The organism is Mesorhizobium sp. WSM4312 (assembly GCF_002294875.1).
Lineage (GTDB): Bacteria > Pseudomonadota > Alphaproteobacteria > Rhizobiales > Rhizobiaceae > Mesorhizobium.
Map to the genome: position 1 here is coordinate 223,301 of NZ_NSFU01000010.1, position 23,692 is coordinate 246,992.

A 23,692-nucleotide genomic window follows, 5' to 3' on the forward strand; every position below is an offset into this window, starting at 1 on the left:
CAGGCCACAAAGCAATCGACAGTGGGCCGGAAGGGCGCTATTGCGCTTGTTTCAGACTCGGCGCATGCGAAAATGCGCATAAATCGGAAGTAACGATGCTTGGTATATTGAGAAGCGCGGCGGGTACATGGGTCGCGAAGACATTGCTTTCGCTGCTGGTGGTCAGTTTCGCCGCCTGGGGCATCTCCGGGCGGCTGATGGGCGGCTTTGCCGGCCACGATTCGGTGATAACAGCGGGTGGCACCAAGGTGTCGATCAACGAATACCGCCTCGCCTATGATCGCCAGCTCGCCGTCATGTCGCAGCAGTTCGGTCAGCGCCTCACCCACGAACAGGCAAAGGCGCTCGGCATCGATAACCAGGTCCTGGCTCAGCTTGTCTCCGGCGCCGTTCTCGACGAACAGGCCCGCAAGCTTGGCCTCGGCCTGTCCAAGGACCGGTTGGCCGAATTGACGCGAGAGGACCCGGCGTTCAAGGGCCCAGGCGGCGAGTTCGACAGGAGAACATTCGAGTACATGCTGCGCCAGGTCGGCATGCGGCCCGAGGATTACCTTAAGAACCGCGCCCAGGTGGCGGTGCGCCAGCAGATCGTCGAGGCGGTCTCGGACGGCCTCAAGGCGCCGGACGCTTTCTTCAAGGCGGTCGCGCTCTATCGCGGCGAGGACCGCACCGTTGACTATCTGGTGTTGCCGAAGAAGCTCGTCGAGCCGATCGAGGCACCGAGCGACAGCGTGCTTAAGGCCTATTTCGAGGCCAACAAGAAGAGCTACGCCGCACCCGAGTACCGCAAATTCTCCTATGTCCGCCTCGAGCCGGTGGACATCATGGATCCGACTGCCGTCACCGATCAGCAGGTCAATGACGATTACAACAAGAACAAGGCGCGCTACACGACGCCCGAAATGCGCACGATCGAGCAGCTAGTGTTCAAGACACCGGATGCGGCCAAGGCCGCGCTCGATTCGCTCAAGGCCGGCGCCACTTTCGAAAAGCTGGTGACAGCCGAAGGCAAGACCCCGGCCGACACGCTGCTTGGAACGTTGGCCAAGGACAAGATCGCCGACAAGGCGGTTGCCGATGCCGCCTTTGCGCTCAACGCCAATGAAGTCAGCCAGGTCGTTCAGGGGGCCTTCGGTCCGGTGCTGCTGCGCGTTACCGAGATCAAGCCCGAGGTGGTGAAGCCGCTCGCCGAAGTGTCCGACCAGATCCGCAAGGACCTGGCGCTGGGCGAGGCAAGCCGTATCCTTTTGGATGTGCACGACAATTACGAAGACACCCGCGCCTCCGGCAGTTCGCTGGCCGAGGCGGCCGCCAAGCTGAAGCTGAAGGACGTCACCATCGACGCCATCGATCGCAGCGGCCTCAGGCCGGACGGCTCCATCGTCAAGGACCTGCCGGAATCGCCGGCGCTGATCAAGGCGGTCTTTGACGCCGAACCCAAAACCGAAAACGAAGCGCTGACCACGGCCGACAACGGCTTCATCTTCTATGAGGTCGCTTCGATCACGCCGGCTCGCGACCGCACACTTGACGAGGTCCGCCAGAAAGTAGTCGCCGACTGGACGGCGGCTGAGACCACCAAGCGGCTTGCCGCCAAGGCGAGCGAGCTCGACAAGCGGCTCAAGGCGGGCGCCACGCTCGACGTCATCGCCGGCGATCTCAAGCTGGAGAAGCAGACCAAGCGCGGCCTGAAGCGCGAAGCCGACGATGCCGATTTCGGCAAGGAAGGCGCTGCCGTGATGTTCGGCGTCGGCGAAGGCGGCACCGGCTTGATCCCCTCGCCCACCGGCGACGGGCAGATCCTGTTCAAGGTCGCCGAAGTGTTCGAGCCCGCCGGAGCCGATGCCAGCTCAGTGCCGGAGGATGCGCAAAAATCCTTCACTTCCGGCATGTCGGACGATCTGCTCGACCAATTGGTGGCGCAGTTGCAGACGCAGTATGACGTCCGCATCGACCAGGCCGCCGTTGCCCAAGCCTCGACAAGATGAGCGCGCTGAAAACCCATATCGCCAAGGTGGCGGCCGGCACCGCGCTTTCCTTCGAGGAAGCGCGCGAGGCCTTCGACATCATCATGTCGGGCGACGCGACCCCCGGGCAGATCGGCGGCTTCCTGATGGCGCTGCGCGTACGCGGTGAGACGGTCAGCGAGATTTCGGGCGCTGTCGCCACGATGCGGGCCAAGATGCTGCGCGTCGAGGCGCCCGCGGGCGCCATTGATATCGTCGGCACGGGCGGCGACAATTCCCATAGCGTCAATATTTCGACGGGCTCGGCCTTCATCATCGCCGCCGCCGGCGTGCCGGTCGCCAAGCACGGCAATCGCGGCCTGTCCTCGCTGACCGGCGCTGCCGATGTCCTGATCGCGCTTGGGGTCAAGATAGACATTCCGCCGGAGACGATCGGCCGTTGCATCCATGAAGCCGGCGTCGGCTTCATGTTCGCGCCGGCGCACCATCCGGCCATGAAACATGTCGGCCCGACCCGCGTTGAGCTCGGAACCCGCACCATCTTCAATCTGCTCGGGCCTCTCTCCAATCCGGCTGGCGTCGTCAGGCAGATGGTCGGTGTGTTTCTGCCGGAATGGATCATGCCGGTGGCCGAGACATTGAAGGCGCTGGGCACCGAGCATGCCTGGGTCGTTCATGGCGACGGCTATGACGAAATCACCACCACCGGCCAGACGCAGGTGGCGGAACTGATCGGCGGTGAGATCCGCAGCTTCACACTGACCCCGGAAGAGGTTGGATTGAAGCGCCACACCAAGGACGAGCTGCGCGGCGGTGACGCCGCCTACAATGCCAAGGCCTTGCGCGACATGCTGGGTGGTGCTGCCGGCGCCTATCGCGACACCGTGCTGATGAATGCCGGCGCCGGGCTGGTGATCGCGGGCAAGGCGACGACGCTTGGCGATGGCATCGCGCTCGCAGCGCAAGCCATAGACAGCGGCCGGGCGCTGCAGGTGCTCGACCGGCTGGTCGAAATTTCGAACGGGTGAACCGTGTCTGACATTTTGCGCAAGATCGAGGCCTACAAGCGCGACGAGATCGCCGCCGCCAAGGCACGCGTGCCGCTGGCCGAGATCAAGGTGCGAGCGAAGGACGCCGACGCGCCACGCGGCTTTCTTGCAGCCCTTGAGGCGAAGCGCAGATCGGGTCGCTTTGCCCTGATCGCCGAAATCAAGAAGGCAAGTCCTTCCAAGGGGCTGATCCGTGCCGATTTCGATCCGCCGGCACTGGCGCAGGCCTATGAGAAGGGCGGCGCCGCCTGTCTTTCGGTATTGACCGATGCGCCGTCCTTCCAGGGCGCGCCGGAATTCCTCACCAGGGCACGCGCAGCCGTCGCCCTGCCCGCGTTGCGCAAGGATTTCCTGTTCGACCCCTACCAGGTCTACGAGGCGCGCGCCTGGGGCGCGGATGCCGTCCTGATCATCATGGCCAGCGTCGACGATGCCCTGGCGAGCGAATTGGAAGCGACCGCATTCGAACTCGGCATGGATGCGCTGATCGAGGTGCATGATGAGGCCGAGACGCAACGAGCGCTAAAACTGTCGTCGCGGCTGATCGGCATAAACAACCGCAATCTGAGAACGTTCGAGACCAGCCTCGAAACCTCCGAGCGGCTGGCAACGATGGTGCCGGCCGACCGCCTGCTGGTCAGTGAGAGCGGCATCTTCACACATGATGATTGCCTCAGGCTGCAGAAGAAGGACATCGGCACCTTCCTTGTCGGCGAGAGCCTGATGCGGCAACACGATGTCACCGCGGCGACCCGCATTCTGTTGACCGGCAAGGCTCTGGCCGAGGCCGTCTGACGATGAAGGCCGCCCTCACCCATCTCGGCGCGCAGGGCGAGGCCAATATGGTCGATGTCGGCGACAAGCAAGAGACGACGCGCACGGCGATCGCCGAAGGGTTCGTCTCGATGCAGCCCGAGACGCTGAAGACCATCCTCGCCGGAAACGCCAAGAAGGGCGATGTGCTCGGCACTGCCCGCATCGCCGGCATCATGGCGGCGAAGAAGACGCATGAGCTGATCCCGCTCTGCCATCCCCTGCTCTTGACCAAGGTTTCCGTCGACATCGAGCCCGACCACGCGTTGCCCGGCCTGAAAGTCACCGCGCTGGCGCGCGTCACCGGCAAGACCGGCGTCGAGATGGAAGCGCTGACGGCTGCCTCCGTTGCCTGCCTGACCATTTACGACATGGCCAAGGCCGTGGACCGCGCCATGATCATCTCCGGTGTCCGCCTGGTGGAAAAGACCGGCGGCAAGTCCGGCGACTACAAGGTTGGCGCCTGATGGCGCTGGTTCCGGTGACCGAGGCGCTTGAGCGCCTGCTGGATGGTGCAGCACCGCTGGCCGGCGAAAGCGTGCCTCTGTTCGAGGCAGTCGATCGGGTGCTGGCGGAACCGGTCGCGGCACTTCGCACTCAACCGCCCTTCAACGCTTCGGCCATGGATGGTTACGCAGTCCGCGCCGCCGATGTTGCGTCCGTGCCGTCGAAACTCTCGGTGATCGGCATGGCGCCGGCCGGGCGTGGCTTTGACGGTTCCGTCGGCGAGCGCCAAGCGGTGCGCATCTTCACCGGCGCGCCGCTGCCCGAGGGCGCCGACACCATCGTCATCCAGGAAAACGTCCGCGATCTCGGCGGCGGACGCATCGAGGTGATCGAACCGACGGCGGAGTGGCGCAACATCCGCCGCATCGGCCTCGATTTTTCGAAAGGCGATGTCCTGCTTGAAAGAGGTCGGCTACTCGATGCGGCGGCGCTCTCGCTGACGGCATCGGCCAACCATCCCAGAGTGAACGTGGTCAAACGGCCGCTGGTCGCCATCATCGCTACGGGCGACGAGCTGCTGCCGCCCGGCAGCGAACTCGGACCGGACCAGATCATCTCGTCCAACGCCTATGGCGTCGTCGCTGCCGCGCAATCGGTCGGCGCCCGCGCGCTCGATCTTGGCATTGCCGCCGACCGCAAGGAAGCCATCGCAGCGCTGGTCAAAAAGGCGGTCGCGGCCGGTGCGGATGTCATCGTCACGCTTGGCGGCGCCTCGGTCGGTGACCATGACCTGATCCATGACGTGCTGACCGGCGAAGGCATGACGCTCGGCTTCTGGAAGATCGCCATGCGCCCCGGCAAGCCGCTGATGTTCGGACGCCTCGGCGCTATCAGATGTATCGGCCTGCCCGGCAACCCGGTGGCCAGCCTCGTCTGCTCGCAATTGTTCCTGAAGCCGCTTCTGGCGAGGCTCGGCGGCCGCAATCATCGTCAGGACATCCGTCCGGCGCGGCTGGACGCCGCAATGCCGGCCAATGATCTGCGCCAGGACTATGTGCGGGCGGTGGTCAGGGAAGACGACGGCGAACTGGTGGCGACGCCGTTCAGCATCCAGGATTCGTCCATGCTGAGGATGCTGGCCGACGCCAACGGACTGATCGTACGGGCGCCATTTGCCCCCGCATCCGCCGCCGGGGATTCTTGCAGCGTTCTAATGTTGCGCTGAAGAGTTATCCCATAACTGACTGATAACAGGACAAAAACGATCTCACCTATTCCGAGATCAAGGTTTGCGTCAGCGCATGCGCCGGATCGGCGAGGCCATCGACAATGTCGTAATGGTGCCGGTCGGGCTCGACCACGCAGCTGGTGGCGGCGCCAAGTCCGGTCCAGATATTGGCCAGCAGCGCATTCTGCCGCAGGAACTCCGAACGCTCGCCGCCGCCGGCCCAGCAGGTGATGCGCGTGCCATCGAGGGGCCGCAGCAGCGCGGGGCTTTCGGCCTGGGCTTCGGCCTCGTCGATTGCCAAAGCGGCGTTCATAGCGGTGCGCATCAGCGGGCGCAGGTCGTGCAGGCCCGAGATCGAAACGACATGACGTATTCGCTTTGCCACATCGGTGGGCAGCGGCGTTGATGTGGTCACCATGCGGCTGGCGAGATGGCCACCGGCCGAATGTCCGGTCAAGATCAGCGGTCCGTCGACCATCGCCGCCACTTCTTCGATCGCCGCGCCGATTTCACGGACGATGCCGGCGATGCGTATGTCCGGGCACTGCGTGTAGGACGGCATCGCCGCGGCAAAGCCGCTGCCGACAGCGCCCTTGGCCAGATGCGACCAGTCGCTCTTGTCGGACTCGAGCCAGTAACCGCCATGGATGAACACGACGAGCCCCTTGGGCGCGGCGTCGGGAAGGAAAAGATCGAAGCGATTGCGCGGTCGCTCACCATAGACGATGTCCAGTCGTGCCCGGCCCGCCGCCGAAAGCGCGTCGCGAAACGCCTGCGCCGGCTCCGCCCAGGCAGCCGGCCAGCGGTCGCTGCCGGCGATATTCGCGCCATTGGCGTAGGCGTTGTTCCAATCGGCAATGCGATGTTCGAGCATCCGTACCCTCCCTCAAAAGCGCATCCGTTTGGCGCTAGCAATGGCCGCCACCATGCCATGCGTCAATGCTCCAGGGCAAAAACATTTTAGGCTTGAAACAAATTTCGACTGGTGCGATCCTGCCCGAAGAACAGCCGACAATGGGAGGTCTGCTGTGCTGTCCAAGCCTGCGGATGCCACCCTTCCGTGGCGTCGACAAACAGGTGTAGCTGGCTGCACGAAGCCTCTCGCGAACGACGGGAACTTCATATCTACCACCTCGGCCAGATGCTTCGCGCACTGGCCAGGCAAGCAAATGGGATGGCGGCGACATGCTTGGGCCTTCAGCGCATATCGACACGTTCACGCGCGATCATCTGCCGCCGCCGGATCAATGGCCGGATTTCCTGCTCGACGGCTTCGATTACCCTGAGCATCTCAACGCCGGCGTCGAATTGACCGACAGGTTGGTCGAGAAGGGCCTCGGCGACCACACCGCCTTGATCGGCAACGGCCGCCGCCGCACCTACAAGGAACTGTCGGACTGGACCAACAGGCTGGCCCACGCGCTGGTCGAGAATTACGGCATCAAGCCGGGCAACCGGGTCCTGATCCGCTCCGCCAACAATCCCGCAATGGTCGCCTGCTGGCTGGCCGCCACCAAGGTCGGCGCCGTCGTCGTCAACACCATGCCGATGCTGCGCGCCGGCGAACTCACCAAGATCGTCGACAAGGCGGAGATCACGACCGCGCTCTGCGACACCAGGCTGATGGACGAGATGACCGCCTGCGCCAAGGACAGCGCCTTCCTGAAGCAGGTGATCGGCTTCGACGGCACCGCCAACCATGATGCCGAACTCGACCGCGCCGCCCTCGACAAGCCGGTCACCTTCACCGCCGTCAACACCGGCCGGGACGATGTCGCGCTGCTCGGCTTCACCTCGGGCACGACGGGCGTGCCGAAGGCGACGATGCATTTCCACCGCGATCTCCTGATCATCGCCGATGCCTATGCCCGCGAGATTCTCCAGGTGACGCCGGACGACATCTTCGTCGGCTCGCCGCCGCTCGCCTTCACCTTCGGCCTTGGTGGCCTCGCCATCTTCCCCTTGCGCTTCGGTGCCGCGGCGACGTTGCTGGAACAGGCGACGCCGCCCAACATGGTCCACATCATCGAGACCTACAAAGCGACCATTTCCTTCACGGCGCCGACCGCCTATCGCGCCATGCTGAAAGCCATGGATGAAGGTGCCGATTTGTCGTCGCTGCGCGTCGCCGTATCGGCCGGCGAGACCCTGCCGGCTCCGGTCTTCGAAGAATGGACCGAGAAGACCGGCAAGCCGATCCTCGACGGCATCGGCGCCACCGAAATGCTGCACATCTTCATCTCCAACCGTTTTGGCGACATGAAGCCTGCATCGACCGGCAAGCCGGTGGGCGGCTATGAGGCGCGCATCGTCGACGACACGATGCGCGAGGTGCCGCGCGGCGAGACCGGGCGGCTGGCGGTGCGCGGCCCGACCGGCTGCCGCTACATGGCCGACGACAGGCAGAAGGATTATGTGCGCGACGGCTGGAACCTCACCGGCGACACTTTTACCCAGGACGAGGACGGTTTCTTCCATTTCGCCGCGCGTTCCGACGACATGATCGTCAGCGCCGGCTACAACATTGCCGGGCCCGAGGTCGAGGCGGCACTTCTGTCGCATCCCGATGTCGCCGAATGCGCCGTGATAGGCGCCGAGGATGGCGAACGCGGCCAGATCGTCGAGGCGCATGTCGTGCTGGTGCAAGGCGTGGCGGCGGACGCGCTAACCGTCAAGCGCCTGCAGGACCACGTCAAGGCAACGATTGCGCCCTACAAATATCCGCGCTCGGTCAAATTCATCGCCGCCCTGCCCAAGACCCAGACCGGCAAGATCCAGCGCTTCCGGCTGCGCACGGAGAAAATCAATTGAGCGAGCCCTACGATCCGGCGTCCGAAGGCGCACAGATGTCGTTCAAGGAACGCATGTCCTACAGCGACTATCTGCACCTGGAAAAAGTGCTCGACGCACAGACGCCGCTGTCGTCGGCGCATGACGAGATGCTGTTCATCATCCAGCACCAGACCTCGGAACTCTGGATGAAGCTCGCTCTGCATGAGATCGGCGCCGCCATCCGCTCCATTCGCGCCGACCGGCTCGAGCCGAGCTTCAAGATGCTGTCGCGCGTCGCCCGGATTTTCGAGCAGTTGAACAATGCCTGGGACGTGCTGCGCACGATGACGCCCAGCGAATACACCGAATTCCGCGATGCGCTCGGCCAGTCCTCGGGCTTTCAGTCCTGGCAGTACCGCGCCATCGAGTTCATGGCGGGCAACCGCAACCTCGCAATGCTCGGACCCCACAAGCACCGGCCGGACCTCACCGGCAAGCTGGAGGCAATCCTGGCCGAGCCGTCGCTCTATGATGAAGCATTGCTGCTTCTGGCGCGCAATGGGTTCGACATCGGCGCCGACGCCAGACGCACGGACTGGCGCGAGACGCGCAGCGAAAACGAAGAAGTCCTGGTCGCCTGGCAGACCGTTTACCGCGATCCGCAGCGCTACTGGATGTTCTATGAACTGGCCGAGAAACTGGTCGATTTCGAGGACTATTTCCGCCGCTGGCGCTTCAACCATGTCACCACGGTCGAGCGCATCATCGGCCTGAAGCGCGGCACCGGCGGCACCTCGGGCGCTTCCTACCTGAAGAAGATGCTCGAGGTTGTGCTGTTTCCCGAACTGTGGACGGTTCGCACCCGACTTTGACTTTTTGCTTTGGCGCATTTCCTGTGGGAAAACCGCCAACACTTTTCCTGGAATCGCGTTGACCTCTCAGGTCACCGCCGTCTTGACCGCGAAACGGGCTTCCTGCCAGGCGCCGGTGCGCAGGATGTCCTCAAGCACCTCGACCGCCTGCCAGACGTCCTTGTAGCCGACATAGAGCGGCGTGAAGCCGAAGCGGATGGTCGACGGCGCACGGAAATCGCCGATCACGCCGCGCTCGATCAAGGCCCGCATCACCTGGTAGCCGTGCGGGTGGAGGAACGACACCTGGCTGCCGCGCGCATTGCCGTTGCGCGGGCCTTCGAGTTCGAGGCCGTAGGCGCCGCATCTGGCTTCGACGAGCTGGATGAACAGGTCGGTGAGCGCGATGCTCTTCTTGCGCACCGCCGCCATGTCGACATCATCCCAGATATCCAGCGCCCCTTTCAGCGCCCGCATCGACAGCACCGGCTGTGTGCCGCACAGGAACCGGCGGATACCGGTGCCGGCCGTGTAGCCTTGTTCAAAAGCGAAGGGCCGCGCATGGCCCCACCAGCCGCTCAGCGGCTGGTGGACATCATCATGATGGCGTTTCGCGGCATAGATGAAGGCGGGCGCACCCGGACCGCCATTGAGATATTTGTAGGTGCAGCCGATGGCGAAATCGGCGTTCGCGGCATCGAGCTCGACCGGCAATGCACCGGCCGTATGGCAGAGATCCCAGACGATCAGCGCGCCGACCTGATGGGCCTTGCATGTCAGGGCGGCCATGTCGCGCAATTGTCCGGTTTTGTAGTTGACGTGGTTGACCAGGATGACGGCGACGCGCTCGTCGATCAGTTCCTCGATGGTGGGCGCATCGACGCCTTCGAGCCGCAGCACCGTGCCCGGCCGCGTCGAGGCCACGCCTTCGGCCATGTAGAGGTCGGTTGGAAAACTGTCGCCCTCGGCGACGATGACCGAGCGATTCGGCCGCATGCCGAGGGCCGCATGCAGCACCTTGTAGATGTTGATCGAGGTCGTGTCGCAGACCACCGTCTGGCCGGAAGCGGCGCCGATCAGCCGTCCGATCTGGTCGCCGAGCGCGACCGGCATGTCGAACCAGCCGGCGGTGTTCCAGGCGCGGATGAGGTCTTGCGCCCATTCCTGCGTCGCCGCCTTCTGCAGTTCGTTGAAGACGGCGGGCGCCGCCGCACCCAGCGAGTTGCCGTCGAGGTAGATCACGCCTTCCGGCAGAATGAAGCGGTCGCGCATGGCACGCAGCGGATCGGCCGCATCCATGGCTTCGACTGCTGCGAGATCGAGCGGTGCACGCATGATTTGTGACATTCCCTGGTTGTTTAGGTCCTGATTATTCACGGATGGCTTCGCGGGCCGGCGCGGATCCCCGGCCGCGCTTGAGGCTCGGCAGGGCAAGCATGGCGAGCACGAACAGGCCCGTGGCAAGCTTCAGGTCGGGAGGCGGCATGCCGGCGGCGAGGCAGAACGACACCAGCTGGTAGTAGATGATCGCGCCGGCAAAGGGTGCCAGCAGCTGGCGCCAGACCGTCTGCTTGCCGACGACCGCCTCGCCGATCATCAGCGCGGCCAGGCCGTTGATGAGGATGCCCAGCCCCATATTGACGTCGGCAAATCCCTGCGACTGCACCATCAGTGCGCCGCTCGACGCCGAAAACGCGCTCGCCAGCCCGACACCGCCGATGGTCGCCGCCCAGACATTGATGCCTTGCGCCTCGGCCATGTCGGGATTGGCGCCGACGGCGCGCACGGCAGTCCCCTTCTCGGTCCTGAAGAACATGTAGAGCGCCGCGAAGACGATGAGCGCGAGAAGGCCGGCGACAACGATCTTGCTGGCCGGAAAACCCGGCCGTGCGAACGGGACCCAGTCGAACACGGTCGGCGAGCCGAAAACCGAGAGGTTGGACTTGCCCATGATGCGCAGGTTGATGCTGTAAAGCATCGTCATCATCAGGATGCCCGCCAGCAGCGTGTGGATGCGGAAGCGCAGATGGATGAAGGCGGTGCAGCAGCCCGCCGCGAAGCCCGCCGCGAATGCGACGACGATGCAGGTCAGCGGCGATACGCCGGCGGCAAGAAGCACGCCGCAGACGCAGCCGCCCAGCGGAAAGGCGCCTTCGCTGGTCAGATCGGGAAAATTCAGCATGCGGAACGGGATCATGATGCCGAGCACGACAAAGGCCAGGATCAGGCTCTGCGCCAGGGTCACCGGCATGATCGCGACAAAGCTGGTGAGAACGTCCTGAATAAAGCCCATGGTGATCAGCTCGCCAGCAACATGCGGTCGGTCTTGATGGAAAAATGGCCGATCAGATCGATAACCGTGACCCTGGCCTTCTCCTCGCCAGTGACCTCCAGCAGGACCCGGCCCGCATCGAGCATGATCACCCGGCTGCCATAGTCGACGGCGTGCTGCATGTTGTGGGTCACCATCAGCGTGGTCAGTTTCAGCGCGTTGACGGCGCGCACCGTCGCCTGCATGACGATCTCGGCCGTGCGCGGGTCGAGTGCCGCGGTATGCTCGTCGAGCAGCAGCAGGTCCGGCGATCCGCCGACAGCCATGATCAGCGACAGCGACTGACGCTGCCCGCCCGAGAGTAGGTCGACACGGGTGTCGAGACGATTTTCAAGGCCGAGGCCCAATATCGACAGGCGCTCCTTGTAGGACGCGAGCCTCGCGGCGTTCAGCCCTTGTCGCAGCGTGCGTTTTCGGCTGCGCAGATCGGCCAGCAGCATGTTCTCCGCCACGGTCATGCTGGCGGCGGTGCCGCGCATCGGATCCTGGAAGACGCGCGCCAATCGCGTGGCGCGCTTGTGCACCGGCATGGCCGTCACGTCCGCGCCGTTGATCAGGATCTTGCCGGAATCCAGGACAAGAGCTCCGGAAATGGCGTTGAGCATGCTGCTCTTGCCGGCCCCGTTGGAGCCGATGACGATGCCGAAATCGCCGGTGGCCAATGACAGGCTGAGGCCGTCCAGCGCGACCTTCTCGTCGGCCTGCCCCTTGTAGAATACTTTGCGCGCGGATCGGATATCGAGCATCGTTCCTCCCTGGCCTGATGGGCGACGGCGACGGCGCCGTCGCCCGTCCAGCCCGATATCAGTCGACGATGCAGCCGCAATCGGCCATCGAAGCCGGTATCTCGATGCCGAACGCGGCCATCGCCTTGCGGGAAATCGTTGCCATATGGTCCTTATAGGCCGGACGCGACGGCGCGATCGTCTTGGGATCCTTGCCCTTGAGAATCTCGGCCGCGATGTTGCCGGCATTCATGCCGACCTGCGTGTAATTGACCGCCAAGCTCGCCGGCACGGTACCGTTGCGGACCGCGCTGTCATCGGAGTTGACGACCGGGATTCCCGCCTGGCGCGCGGCCGCGGAGACGGCGGCGATCGCCGGCTGGATCAGGTTCGAGGCCGGACCGTAGATCACGTCGGCCTTGCCGGCGAGCGAAGCGATGCGTTGCTGGATGTCATTGACGTTGTCGATGCCGACTTCGACGACCTCAAAGCCGGCGGCGGGTGCCGCCGCTTTGATCTTTTCGATCAGGGCAACGTCATTGGCCTCGCCCGGATTGTAGGGCACCCCGAAGCGCTTGGCGTTCGGCAGCAGCTTCTTGGTGAAGGCCATCACCGCGGCGACATCCTGCAGATCGCTGGCGCCGGTCATGCCTTCGTCTCCGGCTTCCCACGACGGCACCAGCTTGGCCGCCACCGGATCGGTGACCGCGGCGAAGACGATCGGAATCCCAGAACCGGCGAGCGCCTTCTTGGCGATCTGCGAGACCGGCGTGGTGATGGTGTAGATCAGCTTGGGCTGCTCCGCCTGCAGCTTGGCGATCATCTGCGGCACCAGAGATGCATCGAAGTTGGTATGGCTTTCGGTGTAGACGACGTCCTTGCCCTCGACAAAGCCGTTGTCCGTCAGTGCCTTCTTGAAGCCCGCTATGGCGGCATTGAGCTGCGGATGCTCGCCGAAATTGGCGATGCCGATGCGTATCTGATCGGCCGCGGCGCTGCCGACGCTGACCATCAACGCGCCTGCCAGGGCCAATCCCGACAGCCAAGCGGATTTCGACTTCAACATCATTTCCTCCCAGATTTGATCAGCGCCGCTCTCAAGGACGGCAACTGCGGCGATCATGGTCAGTCCCTCGCCGCGTGTCAAACATTATATATAATTCTTGCCATACTTCCCCTTCATATATAATTTTCACAGGCTGATGATGGACCGACCGCGATGCAGGATCAGAACAATTCCACGAAGACCGAAGCGGCCTATCAGCTGCTACGGCGCGATATCCTGACCACCCGCCTCATGCCGGGGGCGCCGCTCAAGCTGAGCGCGCTGCGTGGCACATACGGCGTCGGCTGGACGCCGCTGCGTGAAGCCTTGTCTCGACTTGAAGCCGAACGCCTGGTCACCGCCATCAGCAATCGCGGCTTTGCCGTCGCTCCCGTGTCACGCGCCGAGCTCGAGGACCTGGCGCGCGCCAGGATGGTTGTCGAAATGCCGCTGTTCCTGGAATCGATCGCGAACGGCGGCAGGGAATGGGAGGACGCGGTCGTTACCGCTCATTACCGGCTCTCCCGCTGCAAGACCGCGGTCGATGACCCTTCCGATGCCGCCGTCGACAAATGGGACGAGAGCCACGAGGCCTTCCATGCGGCGCTGCTGAGCGCGGCGACGTCAAACTGGCTGTTGCGCTTCCGCTCGACGATCGCCGATCAGCTGCGCCGGCATCATCGGTTTCTCGGCCTGGCGCCGACTTTGCGAGCGGCGGCCGGCCTGAAGGACGGCTATGGCGAGGCAATGGACGCGCTGCGCGAGGCGATCGCCATAGAACATCACACCGCGATCATGGAAGCGGCGCTCGATCGAGATGTAGAGCGGGCAAAGGCGCTGATGACGGGGCATATCGGCTACACGCTGCATGTCTATGTCCACAGCGAAGACAACGGCGCCAACACTTACACCGCGCGCGCCGGCAGCCTGAAAGCGGTTTCCGGATGATGCTTCCGCCGCGTCCGGATCCACGTGGCCGTGCCGACCCTGAACTCACGATCGTTGGCGTTTTGGTTTCGTTTCGTTCTGCCGGAAATGGAGCGATACACCGCTCAAATCCGCCCCGTGGACGCCTCCCAGATACCTGATGCCAAACGGCATTCAGGCTAGGCCACAGGCCATTAACCGAAACGATTTCAATGCGTGCACCGGCAGGGAAACGATTGATCGCGAGCCTCTGCCCCGGTCAAAAAATTTCAGGCGCGTTAACAAATTCATTAAACTTTAAACAGTTGCGGAACACAACTGGAACAGATAGTGTTTGTTCTGGGTTTGTTTTTCGATTCTGATTCAAATCCGTCGTTCAACGCCTCGGGGGGCCGCCATGCTGACACGCAAGCAACATGAACTGCTGATGTTCATTCATGAACGGCTCAAGGAAAGCGGCATTCCGCCGTCCTTCGACGAAATGAAGGAAGCGCTCGATCTCGCCTCCAAGTCGGGCATCCATCGCCTGATCACGGCACTGGAGGAACGCGGCTTCATCCGCCGGCTGCCCAACCGGGCGCGGGCACTGGAAGTGCTGCGGCTGCCGGATTCGATCGCGCCCGGCCTTAACGCGGCAAAGAAATTCTCGCCAAGCGTCATCCAGGGCAGCCTCGGCCAGGGCGGTCTTGGCCGCCAGATCAAGCCGGCGCAGTCGCGTTTGCCTGCGGCCGGCAATGATGACGATGCGGTTTCCGCCGTGTCGATCCCAGTGATGGGCCGCATCGCCGCCGGTGTGCCGATCGATGCCATCCAGCACCAGACGCATTCGATCTCGGTGCCGCCGGACATGATCATGGGTGGCGAGCACTATGCGCTGGAGGTCAAGGGCGACTCGATGATCGACGCCGGCATCTTCGACGGCGACACGGTCATCATCCGCAACGCCGACACGGCGAGCCCGGGCGAGATCGTCGTGGCGCTAGTCGACGAGGAGGAAGCAACCCTGAAACGGTTCCGCCGCAAGGGCGCCTCGATCGCCCTTGAAGCCGCCAACCCGGCCTACGAGACGCGCATTTTCGGGCCAGACAGGGTCAAGGTGCAGGGCAAGCTTGTCGGGCTGATCCGGCGTTACTGAGCAGGAGCGGCCGTCTTTTCGGGTTTTTGATAGGGCGCCAGCCCCCTCGCCTCACGCGAAAATTTTCGCTGCTCGTGCCAAGGCCGATACGGCCCGTCCACCGCGAAGCTGACGGTTGGCGGGCCAGTTGCCGATTGGCGGTCGAAGAACACGGCGGCACTGCCTTTGCGGGCAAGTTGCCGTTTGGTGACGACAAGAACCAGCGGATTGTGGCAGGCATCATAGCCCGTCGCGTCATTGACGACGATCAGGTCGGCGAAACCGCAGGCTTTCCAGGTATCCTTGCGGTCTTCGACATGCGCGATGATCGCACCCGACGGGTGCCGTGCAAGACAGACGCCATCCGTGCAGTAGAACGGTGCTCCCGGCGGCAGATTGACGGCATCGGCAATGTCGAATTGCCCGTCCGCCCTGTCGAACATCTCCGGCACGACGATGGTTTCGGACACCAGCGCGCGTTTCCAATTGTCGACGGTGAACTCGTTCGGGCGAGCCCGGCTGACCGCGAGTTCTCCACCGCCGATCGGCAGCGCCACCAACCGCGCATCTTCGGAAATCAGCACATCCGGGGTGCGCGTATCCGATACTGTCAGCAGGCCGGCAAGCGCGAATGGCACTGCCGCGAGCCGCAGCCAGGTCGTCGCCATCGTCGCGATGACCAGGGCGATGGTCACCAGCAGCACGGATCGCTGCGAAATCAGCCCGACCGCATCGACCGGGGAGCGTTCCGATATCCACGCCGATATGGCGATCATTGCGGTCAGGCCCTTGCCCATCACGTAAAGGAAGGGGCCGTCGGCACCAAAGGGCATCGCAAGAGAACTGAGAACAGCGAAAGGCATGACAATCAGTGACACGATCGGCATGACGGCCAGATTGGCGAACAGGCTGAGCGGCGACACACGCTGGAAATGCCAGATGGCAAACAGCGCCGTGGCGCAGCCGGCGATGATGGAGGTCATCGCCAGCCCGCCCGTCGCCAGCAGGAATTTTCGCGTGAGAAAACCCGGCAGAGTTCGCTTTGGCGGTGGCGGTCTTGCTTTTCCCGCATGGTGATCCGCCCAGCCGGCATAGGCGCCGACCAGCGCGGCGGTCGCAGCGAACGACATCTGGAAGCTTGGGCCGACGACCTCATGCGGCGACACCACAATGACGGCGATCGCCGAGATGGCGAGGTTGCGCATGGTCAGTGCCGCGCGATCGAACAGGACGGCAACAAGCATCACCGCCAGCATGATGAAGCTGCGTTCGGCGGCAACGACGACACCGGAAATGACGAGATAGGCGGCGATCGAGAACAGGGCGGCGGCGGCCGCATATTTCTTCACCGGCCGACGCGCGGAAAAGTCCGGAAACAGCGCAAAGGCACCGCGCAGCAGCCCCATAATGGTGCCGGCGACCAGCGCCATATGCAGCCCGGAAATGGAGATGATGTGATAGATGCCGGTGCGCCGCATCGCCTCGTTGATTTCATCGGGAATGCCGGCCCGCACACCGACGATCAGCGCCGCCGCGATCTCACCCTCGGCACCGCCAACCCTGGCCCTGATGTGGTCGGCAATGGCTTCACGAGCATTTTCTATCCCGGAGAAAAGGCGGGCCGTGAGCGGCACCTCGTCGTCCGTGGCTGAGACAAGCTTTGGATTGCCGAGAAAGAAGCCGCTGCCGCCAATACCGGCGAAATAGCTGTCGAAGGAGAAATCGTAGCTGTCCGGCCGCACCGGGCCGGTCGGCGGCAACAGTTTGGCGTAGCCGGTGACCATGGAGCCGGCGGTCATTTCCGCCGGGATATCCCGCGCCGAAAGCCTGACCCTTTCCGGCGCATAGCGCAGTTTCGGCCGTGCGGTCGACGTCACGTCGATGGTCAGCCGGATGCGGCCGGTCTCCATCCGGTCGAGCGAAACGACGCGGCCGGTCACTTGCGTCGAGATTTCCGAACCCAGCATCTGGGTACCCGCCCGCCATGTCTCGACCTTGGCGACAAGCAGGCCAAGCGCGCACAACAATGCCGCCATGAAGCCCAGATGGGTTTTCGGCCAGGAGCGCGAAACAAGCGCACAGACCGCCATCAGCACGACGACCGCGACAGGCTTTGCAAAATCAGGCTCCGCCGCGAGCGAATAATAGCCGATCGCTCCAGCGGCCAGACAAACCGGCACCAGCAGGAAGGCGATGCCCCGGTCAAGCTCGAGCTCCGCTGCCGTCGCCGCACCATGGCGCAGGCGAGGCCAGGAAACCCGGGCGAGTCGCCGCCGGACACGCACAATCCGGCCTGAAGCAGGCGGCGGAAGTGTCGCCGGCATATCCGCCTGCGGCGGTTGACGATCGGAGCCCGGCACCAGAGGCGATAGCGGCTGCGAGACTGGCGGCGGAATCGCAAACAGGGACCGTTCGCTGACGCCAACACCAGCGTCCTCGCCCTGTTCCGAGCCCCGGCCTCGTCCAGCCATCGGGTCTGCCCCTTGCACCGCTGACGCCCTATGCTACATGAACGCGCGACGCGCGAAAGTCCGCGCAGCCGCACCCCGCTTCAGATGGTTTCCGAGAGTTTCATGTCCGACAAGGTCGTCACCCGTTTTGCCCCCTCGCCCACCGGCTATCTGCACATCGGCGGCGCGCGCACGGCGCTGTTCAACTGGCTCTATGCCAAACACACCGGCGGCACGATGCTGCTGCGCATCGAGGACACCGATCGCGAGCGTTCGACCGCCGCCGCGACGGCCGCCATCCTCGACGGCCTCACCTGGCTCGGCTTGACCTGGGACGGCGACGCGGTCTCGCAATTCGAGCGCGCGCCGCGCCACCGCGAGGTCGCCGAAGAACTCGTTCGCATGGGCAAGGCCTATTACAGCTACGAAACGCCGGCCGAGCTCGAAGCCATGCGCGAGGCAGCACGGGCCAAGGGCCTGCCGCCGCGCTACAACGGCCAGTGGCGCGACCGCGCCCCCTCGGAGGCGCCTGCGGGCGTCAAGGGCGCCATCCGCATCAAGGCGCCGACCGAAGGTGAGACGATCGTCCATGACCGCGTCCAGGGCGAGGTGCGCTTCCCCAACAAGGATCTCGACGACTTCATCATCCTGCGTTCGGACGGCAACCCGACCTATATGCATGCCGTCGTCGTCGACGATCATGACATGGGTGTCACGCACATCATCCGCGGCGACGACCACCTGACCAATGCCGCCCGCCAGACCGTGATCTACAACGCCATGGGCTGGGACGTGCCGTCTATGTCGCACATCCCGCTGATCCATGGCGCCGATGGCGCCAAGCTGTCGAAGCGCCATGGCGCGCTCGGCGTCGAAGCCTATCGGGCCATGGGCTACCTGCCGGAGGCACTGCTCAACTATCTGGCGCGACTGGGCTGGAGTCATGGCGATGACGAGATCATGTCGATCAAGGACATGATCTCCTGGTTCGATATCGGCGACGTCAACAAGGGCGCTGCCCGCTTCGATTTCGCCAAGCTGGAAGCCATCAACGGCGCGCATATGCGGCGCATGGCCGACGCGGAGCTGTTGGACATCTTCATCGCCACCCTGCCCTATCTCGAGGGCGGCCCGGCGATGGCCGCGCGCCTCAACGAACACAACAAGGCGCAGTTGCTGGCGGCGCTTCCGGGCCTGAAGGAGCGCGCCAAGACGCTGGTCGAACTCGTCGATGGCGCGGCCTATCTGTTCGCTACGCGCCCGCTGCCGGTCGACGAGAAGGCGGCCCTCCTGCTCAATGACGGTGCCCGCAAAATCCTGCGCGGCGCTCACGAAGCTTTGAATGGGCTGTCGAGCGACTGGACGGCGGCCGCGGCGGAAGCCGCGATCCGCGACTATGCGCTGGCCGGTGGCCACAAGCTTGGCGCCGTGGCCCAACCGTTGCGGGCCGCGCTGACCGGCAAAAGCACCTCGCCCGGCGTGTTCGACGTGCTTGCCGTGCTTGGGCGCGAGGAAAGCCTGGCGCGCATAGCGGATCAAATCGATTAGGAGCAAACTGGCCCAAGAAGATTGGCATTGAAAGGGGCGTTTCGCAGTGCAACATTAGGCCTTGGCCCAATCTGGCACGCACCTCCTAAAATGCGGTGGCGAATACGCGCATTGCGGTGATTTCGACGTGTCGCTCTGCAGAATTTGCCTTTGCCGGCATGAGGAAACAACAAGGAGTTTGCAATGACCGAAGCTGCGAAAAAACTGGATGTGGGCGGCGCGAACCAAGAGGCTATCGCAACGCTTCAATTCGCCGGCAAGACCCATGAATTCAAGGTGCGAAGCGGCTCCGTCGGACCCGACGTCATCGACATCGCCTCGCTCTACAGCACGACCGGCGCCTTCACCTACGACCCCGGCTTCACTTCGACGGCAAGTTGTGAGTCCGAGATCACCTTCATCGACGGCGATGCCGGTATTCTCCTGCACCGCGGCTATCCGATCGACCAGCTGGCCGAACACGGTGACTTCCTCGAAGTCTGCTACCTCCTGCTCTACGGTGAACTGCCGACAAAGGCGCAGAAGGACGATTTCGACTACCGCGTGACGCGCCACACCATGGTGCACGAGCAGATGTCGCGCTTCTTCACCGGCTTCCGCCGCGACGCGCACCCGATGGCCGTCATGTGCGGCGTGGTCGGCGCGCTGTCGGCCTTCTATCACGACTCCACCGACATCTCGGACCCGTACCAGCGCATGGTGGCGTCGATGCGTCTGATCGCCAAGATGCCGACGATCGCGGCCATGGCCTACAAGTATCACATCGGCCAGCCCTTCATTTACCCGAAGAACGATCTCGGTTTCGCGGCAAACTTCCTGCATATGTGCTTTGCCGTGCCGTGCGAGGAGTACAAGATCAACCCGGTGCTGGCGCGCGCCATGGAGCGCATATTCATCCTGCACGCCGATCACGAGCAGAATGCCTCGACCTCGACGGTTCGCCTCGCCGGCTCTTCGGGCGCCAACCCGTTCGCCTGCATCGCCGCCGGCATTGCATGCCTGTGGGGCCCGGCCCATGGTGGCGCCAATGAAGCGGCGCTGAACATGCTGGGCGAGATCGGCCATGTTGATCACATCCCGGAGTTCATCGCCCGCGCCAAGGACAAGGACGACCCGTTCCGGCTGATGGGCTTTGGCCACCGCGTCTACAAGAACTACGATCCTCGAGCGAAAATCATGCAGAAGACGGCGCACGAGGTGCTGGGCGAACTCGGCATCAAGGACGATCCGCTGCTCGACATCGCCATGGAACTGGAAAAGATCGCGCTGACCGATCCCTATTTCATCGAGAAGAAGCTCTATCCGAATGTCGACTTCTATTCCGGCATCACGCTGAAGGCCCTGGGCTTCCCCACCACGATGTTCACCGTGCTGTTCGCGGTCGCCCGCACCGTCGGCTGGATCGCGCAGTGGAAGGAGATGATCGAGGATCCGCGCCAGAAGATCGGCCGCCCGCGCCAGCTCTACACCGGTGCGCCGGAGCGCGACTACGTGCCGATCGCCAAGCGCTGACCGAAGCTGTCTAGATCATAAAAAAGGCGCCTCTCAGGGCGCCTTTTTTAGATGGCGCAGCACCACGCCCGCCGCGATCTCACCCGATGGCTTGTCCGTCGCCATGCGCCGCGCGATCTCGGCAAAGCCGTCCTTCTGCCAGGCGCGCATGCCGCTGTCGGCGAACAACGCTTCCAGTTGGCGAGCCAGATTGTTCGGCTTGACGTACTCGTTGTAGAACTCCGGGATAAGGGCGCGATCCGAGATGAGATTGGGCAGCAGCGCCGACCAGACCGAAACAAGATACGGCGCAACTGCACGGGCGACCGGATCGAGCCTGTAGGACGACACCATCGGCACACCAGCCAAAGCCAGTTCCAGCGATACGGTTCCCGATGCGATCAGCGCGGCGTCGGCCTTGCCGAAAGCCTGCCATTTGCGTTGCGGATCAACGATGATTTCGGGTTTTTCGTCCCAACGGTTGACCGAGGATTTGACGAGATCGGCGACATGCGGAACCGTCGGTAGCAGCAGTCGCAGCCGATTCCCGCGCGCGCGCAGCATCGACACGGTCTCGCCGAATGGTTCGATCAGCCGCCGTACCTCGCCGCGCCGCGAGCCCGGCAGGACGAGCAATGTCTTGATCCGGTCCTGGGTAAGATCGCGCGGCAAGGCCTGCGCCTTCTGGGCGGCAAGAACGCCCGCATCATGCGTCAGGCGATGCCCGACATAGGTGCCCGGCGGGCCGCCCAGCCGGTCGAGCTCCTTCACCTCGAACGGCAGGATGCAGAGGATGTGGTCGACATAGGGCTTCATCGCCACCGCCCTGCCCGGCCGCCAGGCCCAGACGCTCGGGCAGACATAGTGGATGATCGGTATCGACGGATTGGCCGCCCGCACCTTCCTGGCGACGCGCAAGGAAAAGTCCGGACTGTCGATGGTGACCAGGCAGTCCGGCTTTTCCTCGGCGATGGTTTTGGCCAGTTGACCGATCCGCCTGATGAGACGCGGCAGATCGCGCAGGACGGCACTGAAACCCATCAGCGCGATCTCACCGGCATCAAAGGGGGACACCAGGCCCAATTCGCCGAGATGCCGGCCGCCGAGGCCAACAAGCTGCACCTCGCGACCTGTTATCTGGCGGAGCGAGCGCACGATGTCGGCGCCAAGCAGGTCACCCGATTCCTCGCCGGCGACGATCGCGATCTTCAGGCCCTTGTCAGCCATGCGTGGGCTCCGCTGCGGCCAGGCCGACGATGAACAGGCCAAGTTCATTGGCGCACGACAGAGTCGCGGGGCCTTCGAGGATCAGCGAGCGCCCCGCTTCGACGGCAATGCCGGCAAGCCCCGCCGCATGGGCGGCTTCGACCGTCTGCGGCCCGATGGACGGAAGGTCCGCGCGCAGTTCCTGGCCAGGCTTGGCGCATTTGACCAGGACGCCGCGGGTCTTGCCGGCGATGCGGCCGTGGCCACGCAGCAGTTTGGCGCGGTCGAGCAATCCGGCCGTACCCTCGATACCCTCGAGCGCGATGGCCCGGCCGCCGACCGCGATCGCCGCCTGGCCGATATCCAGCGCCCCGATGGCCTTCGCCGCCGCAAAGCCTGCCTCGATGTCGCGCCAATCCGATTTCTGCGGCGCCGGTTTGGTCAAGACGCCTTCGGCGGCGACCAGGCTCGGCACGATCTCGTGGGCGCCCATGACCTTAATCCCTCGCGCCTCAAGACCGCGCGCCACCACCTTCAGCAAGCCATCGTCGCCACGCGCCAGCGCCATGACAACAATTGGTATCACCGCCAGCAGGCTAAGGCTTGGGCGCAGGTGCGTCAGCCTTGGCCGGCGCTTGATCTCGCCGGCAAGCACCAGATGGGTAATCCGGTGGCGTTTGAGCAAAGGAATAAGCGAGCCTATCGCCTCCAGGGCAAGGGTCTCATGCTCGTACCGGCACAATTCCGGCAGACGGTCGGCTTCGCCCTCCATGAGGACGATGAAGGGCGGATAACCTTGCCCAGCCGAGCCGGCCGCGACTTCGACCGGAAGACTGCCGCCGCCTGCGATGATGCCGACCCTGGCATCTGGCGGGAGATCAAGACCGGCGGAAGCGGCCTCAGTCTTCATCGTCGGTATCGCTGCCTTTTAGCGATGGCACTGCATAGTGCCGCTTGCCGCGACTGCTGATGAAGTCGACGATCTTCATGGCGGTCGGCGAAGAGGCGAACTCGGCCTTGGCGAATTCGATGTTCTCGCCGACGGTGCGGGAGCGGTCGAAAATCGTCCTGTAGGCTTTGCGCAACAGATGGATTTCGGAACGCGGCAGACCGGCGCGCTTGAGGCCGATGATGTTCAAACCGCGCAAGCTGGCGCGGTTGCCGACGGCAATGGCATAGGGAATGACGTCACCAACGAAGGCCGAGCACCCGCCAAGAAAGGCATTGTCGCCGACGCGCACGAATTGATGAACGGCACTGAGGCCGCCTATGTAGACGTTGTCGCCAATCTCGCAGTGGCCGCCCAGCGTCGCGCCATTGGCGAAGGTGGCGTTCTTGCCGACAACGCAATCATGGGCGATGTGGGCGTAGGCAAGGAAATTGCCATTGTCGCCCACTGTCGTTTCGCCGCGGCTGGTGTCGGTGCCGACATGCATCGTGACGCCTTCGCGGATGGTGCAGTTGGCGCCGATGACCAGCGTCGTGCGGCCGCCCTTGTGTTTGGTGTTCTGCGGCGGTGCGCCCAATGTCGCCATCGGATAGACCTTGGTCAAGGCGCCGATGGTGGTCGCGCCTATGACGGAGACATGGCTGACCAGTTCGACACCATCGCCGATCACGGCCTCGGCGCTGATGTGGCAGAACGGCCCTATGCGCACGCCCTGACCGATTTGAGCGCCCTCTTCCACGACGGAGGAAGGATGGATTGAAGTCTTGATTTTCATAAG

20 protein-coding genes are annotated in these 23,692 nt (G+C 63.8%); 11 read left to right on the top strand and 9 right to left on the bottom strand.

Going from position 1 to position 23,692, the window contains the following annotated elements; translation table 11 throughout:
• The first annotated feature begins 95 nt into the window (after positions 1-95).
• From CK228_RS18845 to glp, 5 genes are read left to right on the top strand one after another with little or no spacing between them, the layout of a single operon-like run.
• Positions 96-1,988 carry a SurA N-terminal domain-containing protein gene (locus tag CK228_RS18845; RefSeq protein WP_095774359.1) on the top strand — a complete coding sequence of 631 codons (1,893 nt, stop codon included), beginning with the start codon at positions 96-98 and terminating at the stop codon, positions 1,986-1,988.
• Complete coding sequence (gene trpD / locus CK228_RS18850) at positions 1,985-2,995, top strand: anthranilate phosphoribosyltransferase (RefSeq protein ID WP_095788805.1); 1,011 nt, start codon at positions 1,985-1,987, stop codon at positions 2,993-2,995. The genes CK228_RS18845 and trpD overlap by 4 nt, the downstream gene beginning before the upstream one ends.
• A gap of 3 nt (positions 2,996-2,998) precedes the next feature.
• Positions 2,999-3,811, top strand: coding sequence for an indole-3-glycerol phosphate synthase TrpC (gene trpC, locus CK228_RS18855; RefSeq protein WP_095788806.1), 813 nt, complete (start codon positions 2,999-3,001; stop codon positions 3,809-3,811).
• 2 nt (positions 3,812-3,813) lie between these two features.
• Positions 3,814-4,296: a cyclic pyranopterin monophosphate synthase MoaC gene (gene moaC / locus CK228_RS18860; RefSeq protein WP_095774356.1), complete on the top strand. Its 483-nt coding sequence runs from the start codon at positions 3,814-3,816 to the stop codon at positions 4,294-4,296.
• Positions 4,296-5,501 (top strand): gephyrin-like molybdotransferase Glp, encoded by a 1,206-nt coding sequence (gene glp, locus CK228_RS18865; RefSeq protein WP_095788807.1) that lies wholly within the window; start codon positions 4,296-4,298, stop codon positions 5,499-5,501. The genes moaC and glp overlap by 1 nt, the downstream gene beginning before the upstream one ends.
• 46 nt (positions 5,502-5,547) lie before the next feature.
• Here the strand turns inward: glp and CK228_RS18870 are convergent, their stop codons facing one another.
• Positions 5,548-6,378, bottom strand: a complete 831-nt coding sequence (locus CK228_RS18870) for an alpha/beta hydrolase (protein ID WP_095788808.1) — start codon at positions 6,376-6,378, stop codon at positions 5,548-5,550.
• A gap of 311 nt (positions 6,379-6,689) precedes the next feature.
• Here CK228_RS18870 and CK228_RS18875 point away from each other — a divergent pair, with 311 nt between their 5' ends.
• Both CK228_RS18875 and kynA read left to right on the top strand, forming a co-directional pair.
• On the top strand, positions 6,690-8,315 hold the full coding sequence (locus CK228_RS18875; protein ID WP_095788809.1) for an AMP-binding protein: 1,626 nt from the start codon (positions 6,690-6,692) through the stop codon (positions 8,313-8,315).
• Positions 8,312-9,148, top strand: a complete 837-nt coding sequence (gene kynA / locus CK228_RS18880) for a tryptophan 2,3-dioxygenase (RefSeq protein WP_095774352.1) — start codon at positions 8,312-8,314, stop codon at positions 9,146-9,148. The genes CK228_RS18875 and kynA overlap by 4 nt, the downstream gene beginning before the upstream one ends.
• A gap of 66 nt (positions 9,149-9,214) precedes the next feature.
• Here kynA and kynU read toward each other — a convergent pair whose 3' ends face one another.
• Genes kynU through CK228_RS18900 form a run of 4 tightly spaced genes read right to left on the bottom strand, consistent with a single transcriptional unit; the run spans position 9,215 to position 13,250 of the window.
• Positions 9,215-10,462 (bottom strand): kynureninase, encoded by a 1,248-nt coding sequence (kynU, locus tag CK228_RS18885; protein WP_095788857.1) that lies wholly within the window; start codon positions 10,460-10,462, stop codon positions 9,215-9,217.
• A gap of 34 nt (positions 10,463-10,496) precedes the next feature.
• The gene (locus CK228_RS18890; protein ID WP_095774351.1) at positions 10,497-11,420 is read right to left on the bottom strand and encodes an ABC transporter permease; all 924 of its coding nucleotides are present in this window, start codon (positions 11,418-11,420) and stop codon (positions 10,497-10,499) included.
• 5 nt (positions 11,421-11,425) lie between these two features.
• Entirely contained in the window at positions 11,426-12,205 is a 780-nt protein-coding gene (locus tag CK228_RS18895; RefSeq protein ID WP_095774350.1) for an ABC transporter ATP-binding protein, read from the bottom strand.
• A gap of 58 nt (positions 12,206-12,263) precedes the next feature.
• Complete coding sequence (locus tag CK228_RS18900; protein WP_095788858.1) at positions 12,264-13,250, bottom strand: ABC transporter substrate-binding protein; 987 nt, start codon at positions 13,248-13,250, stop codon at positions 12,264-12,266.
• Positions 13,251-13,403: 153 nt separating this feature from the next.
• On the opposite strand from CK228_RS18900, the gene CK228_RS18905 reads away from it, so the two are divergent.
• A complete protein-coding gene (locus tag CK228_RS18905) occupies positions 13,404-14,177 on the top strand; it encodes a GntR family transcriptional regulator (protein ID WP_095788810.1) in 774 nt (257 codons plus the stop codon).
• A 376-nt stretch (positions 14,178-14,553) separates the two neighbouring features.
• On the top strand, positions 14,554-15,291 hold the full coding sequence (gene lexA, locus CK228_RS18910; protein ID WP_095774348.1) for a transcriptional repressor LexA: 738 nt from the start codon (positions 14,554-14,556) through the stop codon (positions 15,289-15,291).
• Here the strand turns inward: lexA and CK228_RS18915 are convergent.
• Complete coding sequence (locus CK228_RS18915) at positions 15,285-17,741, bottom strand: ComEC/Rec2 family competence protein (protein WP_095788811.1); 2,457 nt, start codon at positions 17,739-17,741, stop codon at positions 15,285-15,287. The genes lexA and CK228_RS18915 overlap by 7 nt on opposite strands.
• A gap of 102 nt (positions 17,742-17,843) precedes the next feature.
• On the opposite strand from CK228_RS18915, the gene gltX reads away from it, so the two are divergent.
• Positions 17,844-19,268 (top strand): glutamate--tRNA ligase, encoded by a 1,425-nt coding sequence (gltX, locus tag CK228_RS18920; RefSeq protein ID WP_095788859.1) that lies wholly within the window; start codon positions 17,844-17,846, stop codon positions 19,266-19,268.
• Between the two features lie 183 nt (positions 19,269-19,451).
• On the top strand, positions 19,452-20,780 hold the full coding sequence (gltA, locus tag CK228_RS18925; protein ID WP_095774346.1) for a citrate synthase: 1,329 nt from the start codon (positions 19,452-19,454) through the stop codon (positions 20,778-20,780).
• Positions 20,781-20,813: 33 nt separating this feature from the next.
• Here the strand turns inward: gltA and lpxB are convergent, their stop codons facing one another.
• The 3 genes from lpxB to lpxA are packed head-to-tail and all read right to left on the bottom strand — an operon-like array spanning position 20,814 to position 23,689.
• Positions 20,814-21,986 carry a lipid-A-disaccharide synthase gene (gene lpxB / locus CK228_RS18930; protein WP_095788812.1) on the bottom strand — a complete coding sequence of 391 codons (1,173 nt, stop codon included), beginning with the start codon at positions 21,984-21,986 and terminating at the stop codon, positions 20,814-20,816.
• Positions 21,979-22,875, bottom strand: a complete 897-nt coding sequence (locus tag CK228_RS18935; protein WP_095788813.1) for an LpxI family protein — start codon at positions 22,873-22,875, stop codon at positions 21,979-21,981. Before CK228_RS18935 ends, lpxB begins: the two co-directional genes overlap by 8 nt.
• Positions 22,865-23,689 carry an acyl-ACP--UDP-N-acetylglucosamine O-acyltransferase gene (gene lpxA, locus CK228_RS18940; RefSeq protein WP_095788814.1) on the bottom strand — a complete coding sequence of 275 codons (825 nt, stop codon included), beginning with the start codon at positions 23,687-23,689 and terminating at the stop codon, positions 22,865-22,867. Before lpxA ends, CK228_RS18935 begins: the two co-directional genes overlap by 11 nt.
• Between the last annotated feature and the right edge of the window lie 3 nt (positions 23,690-23,692).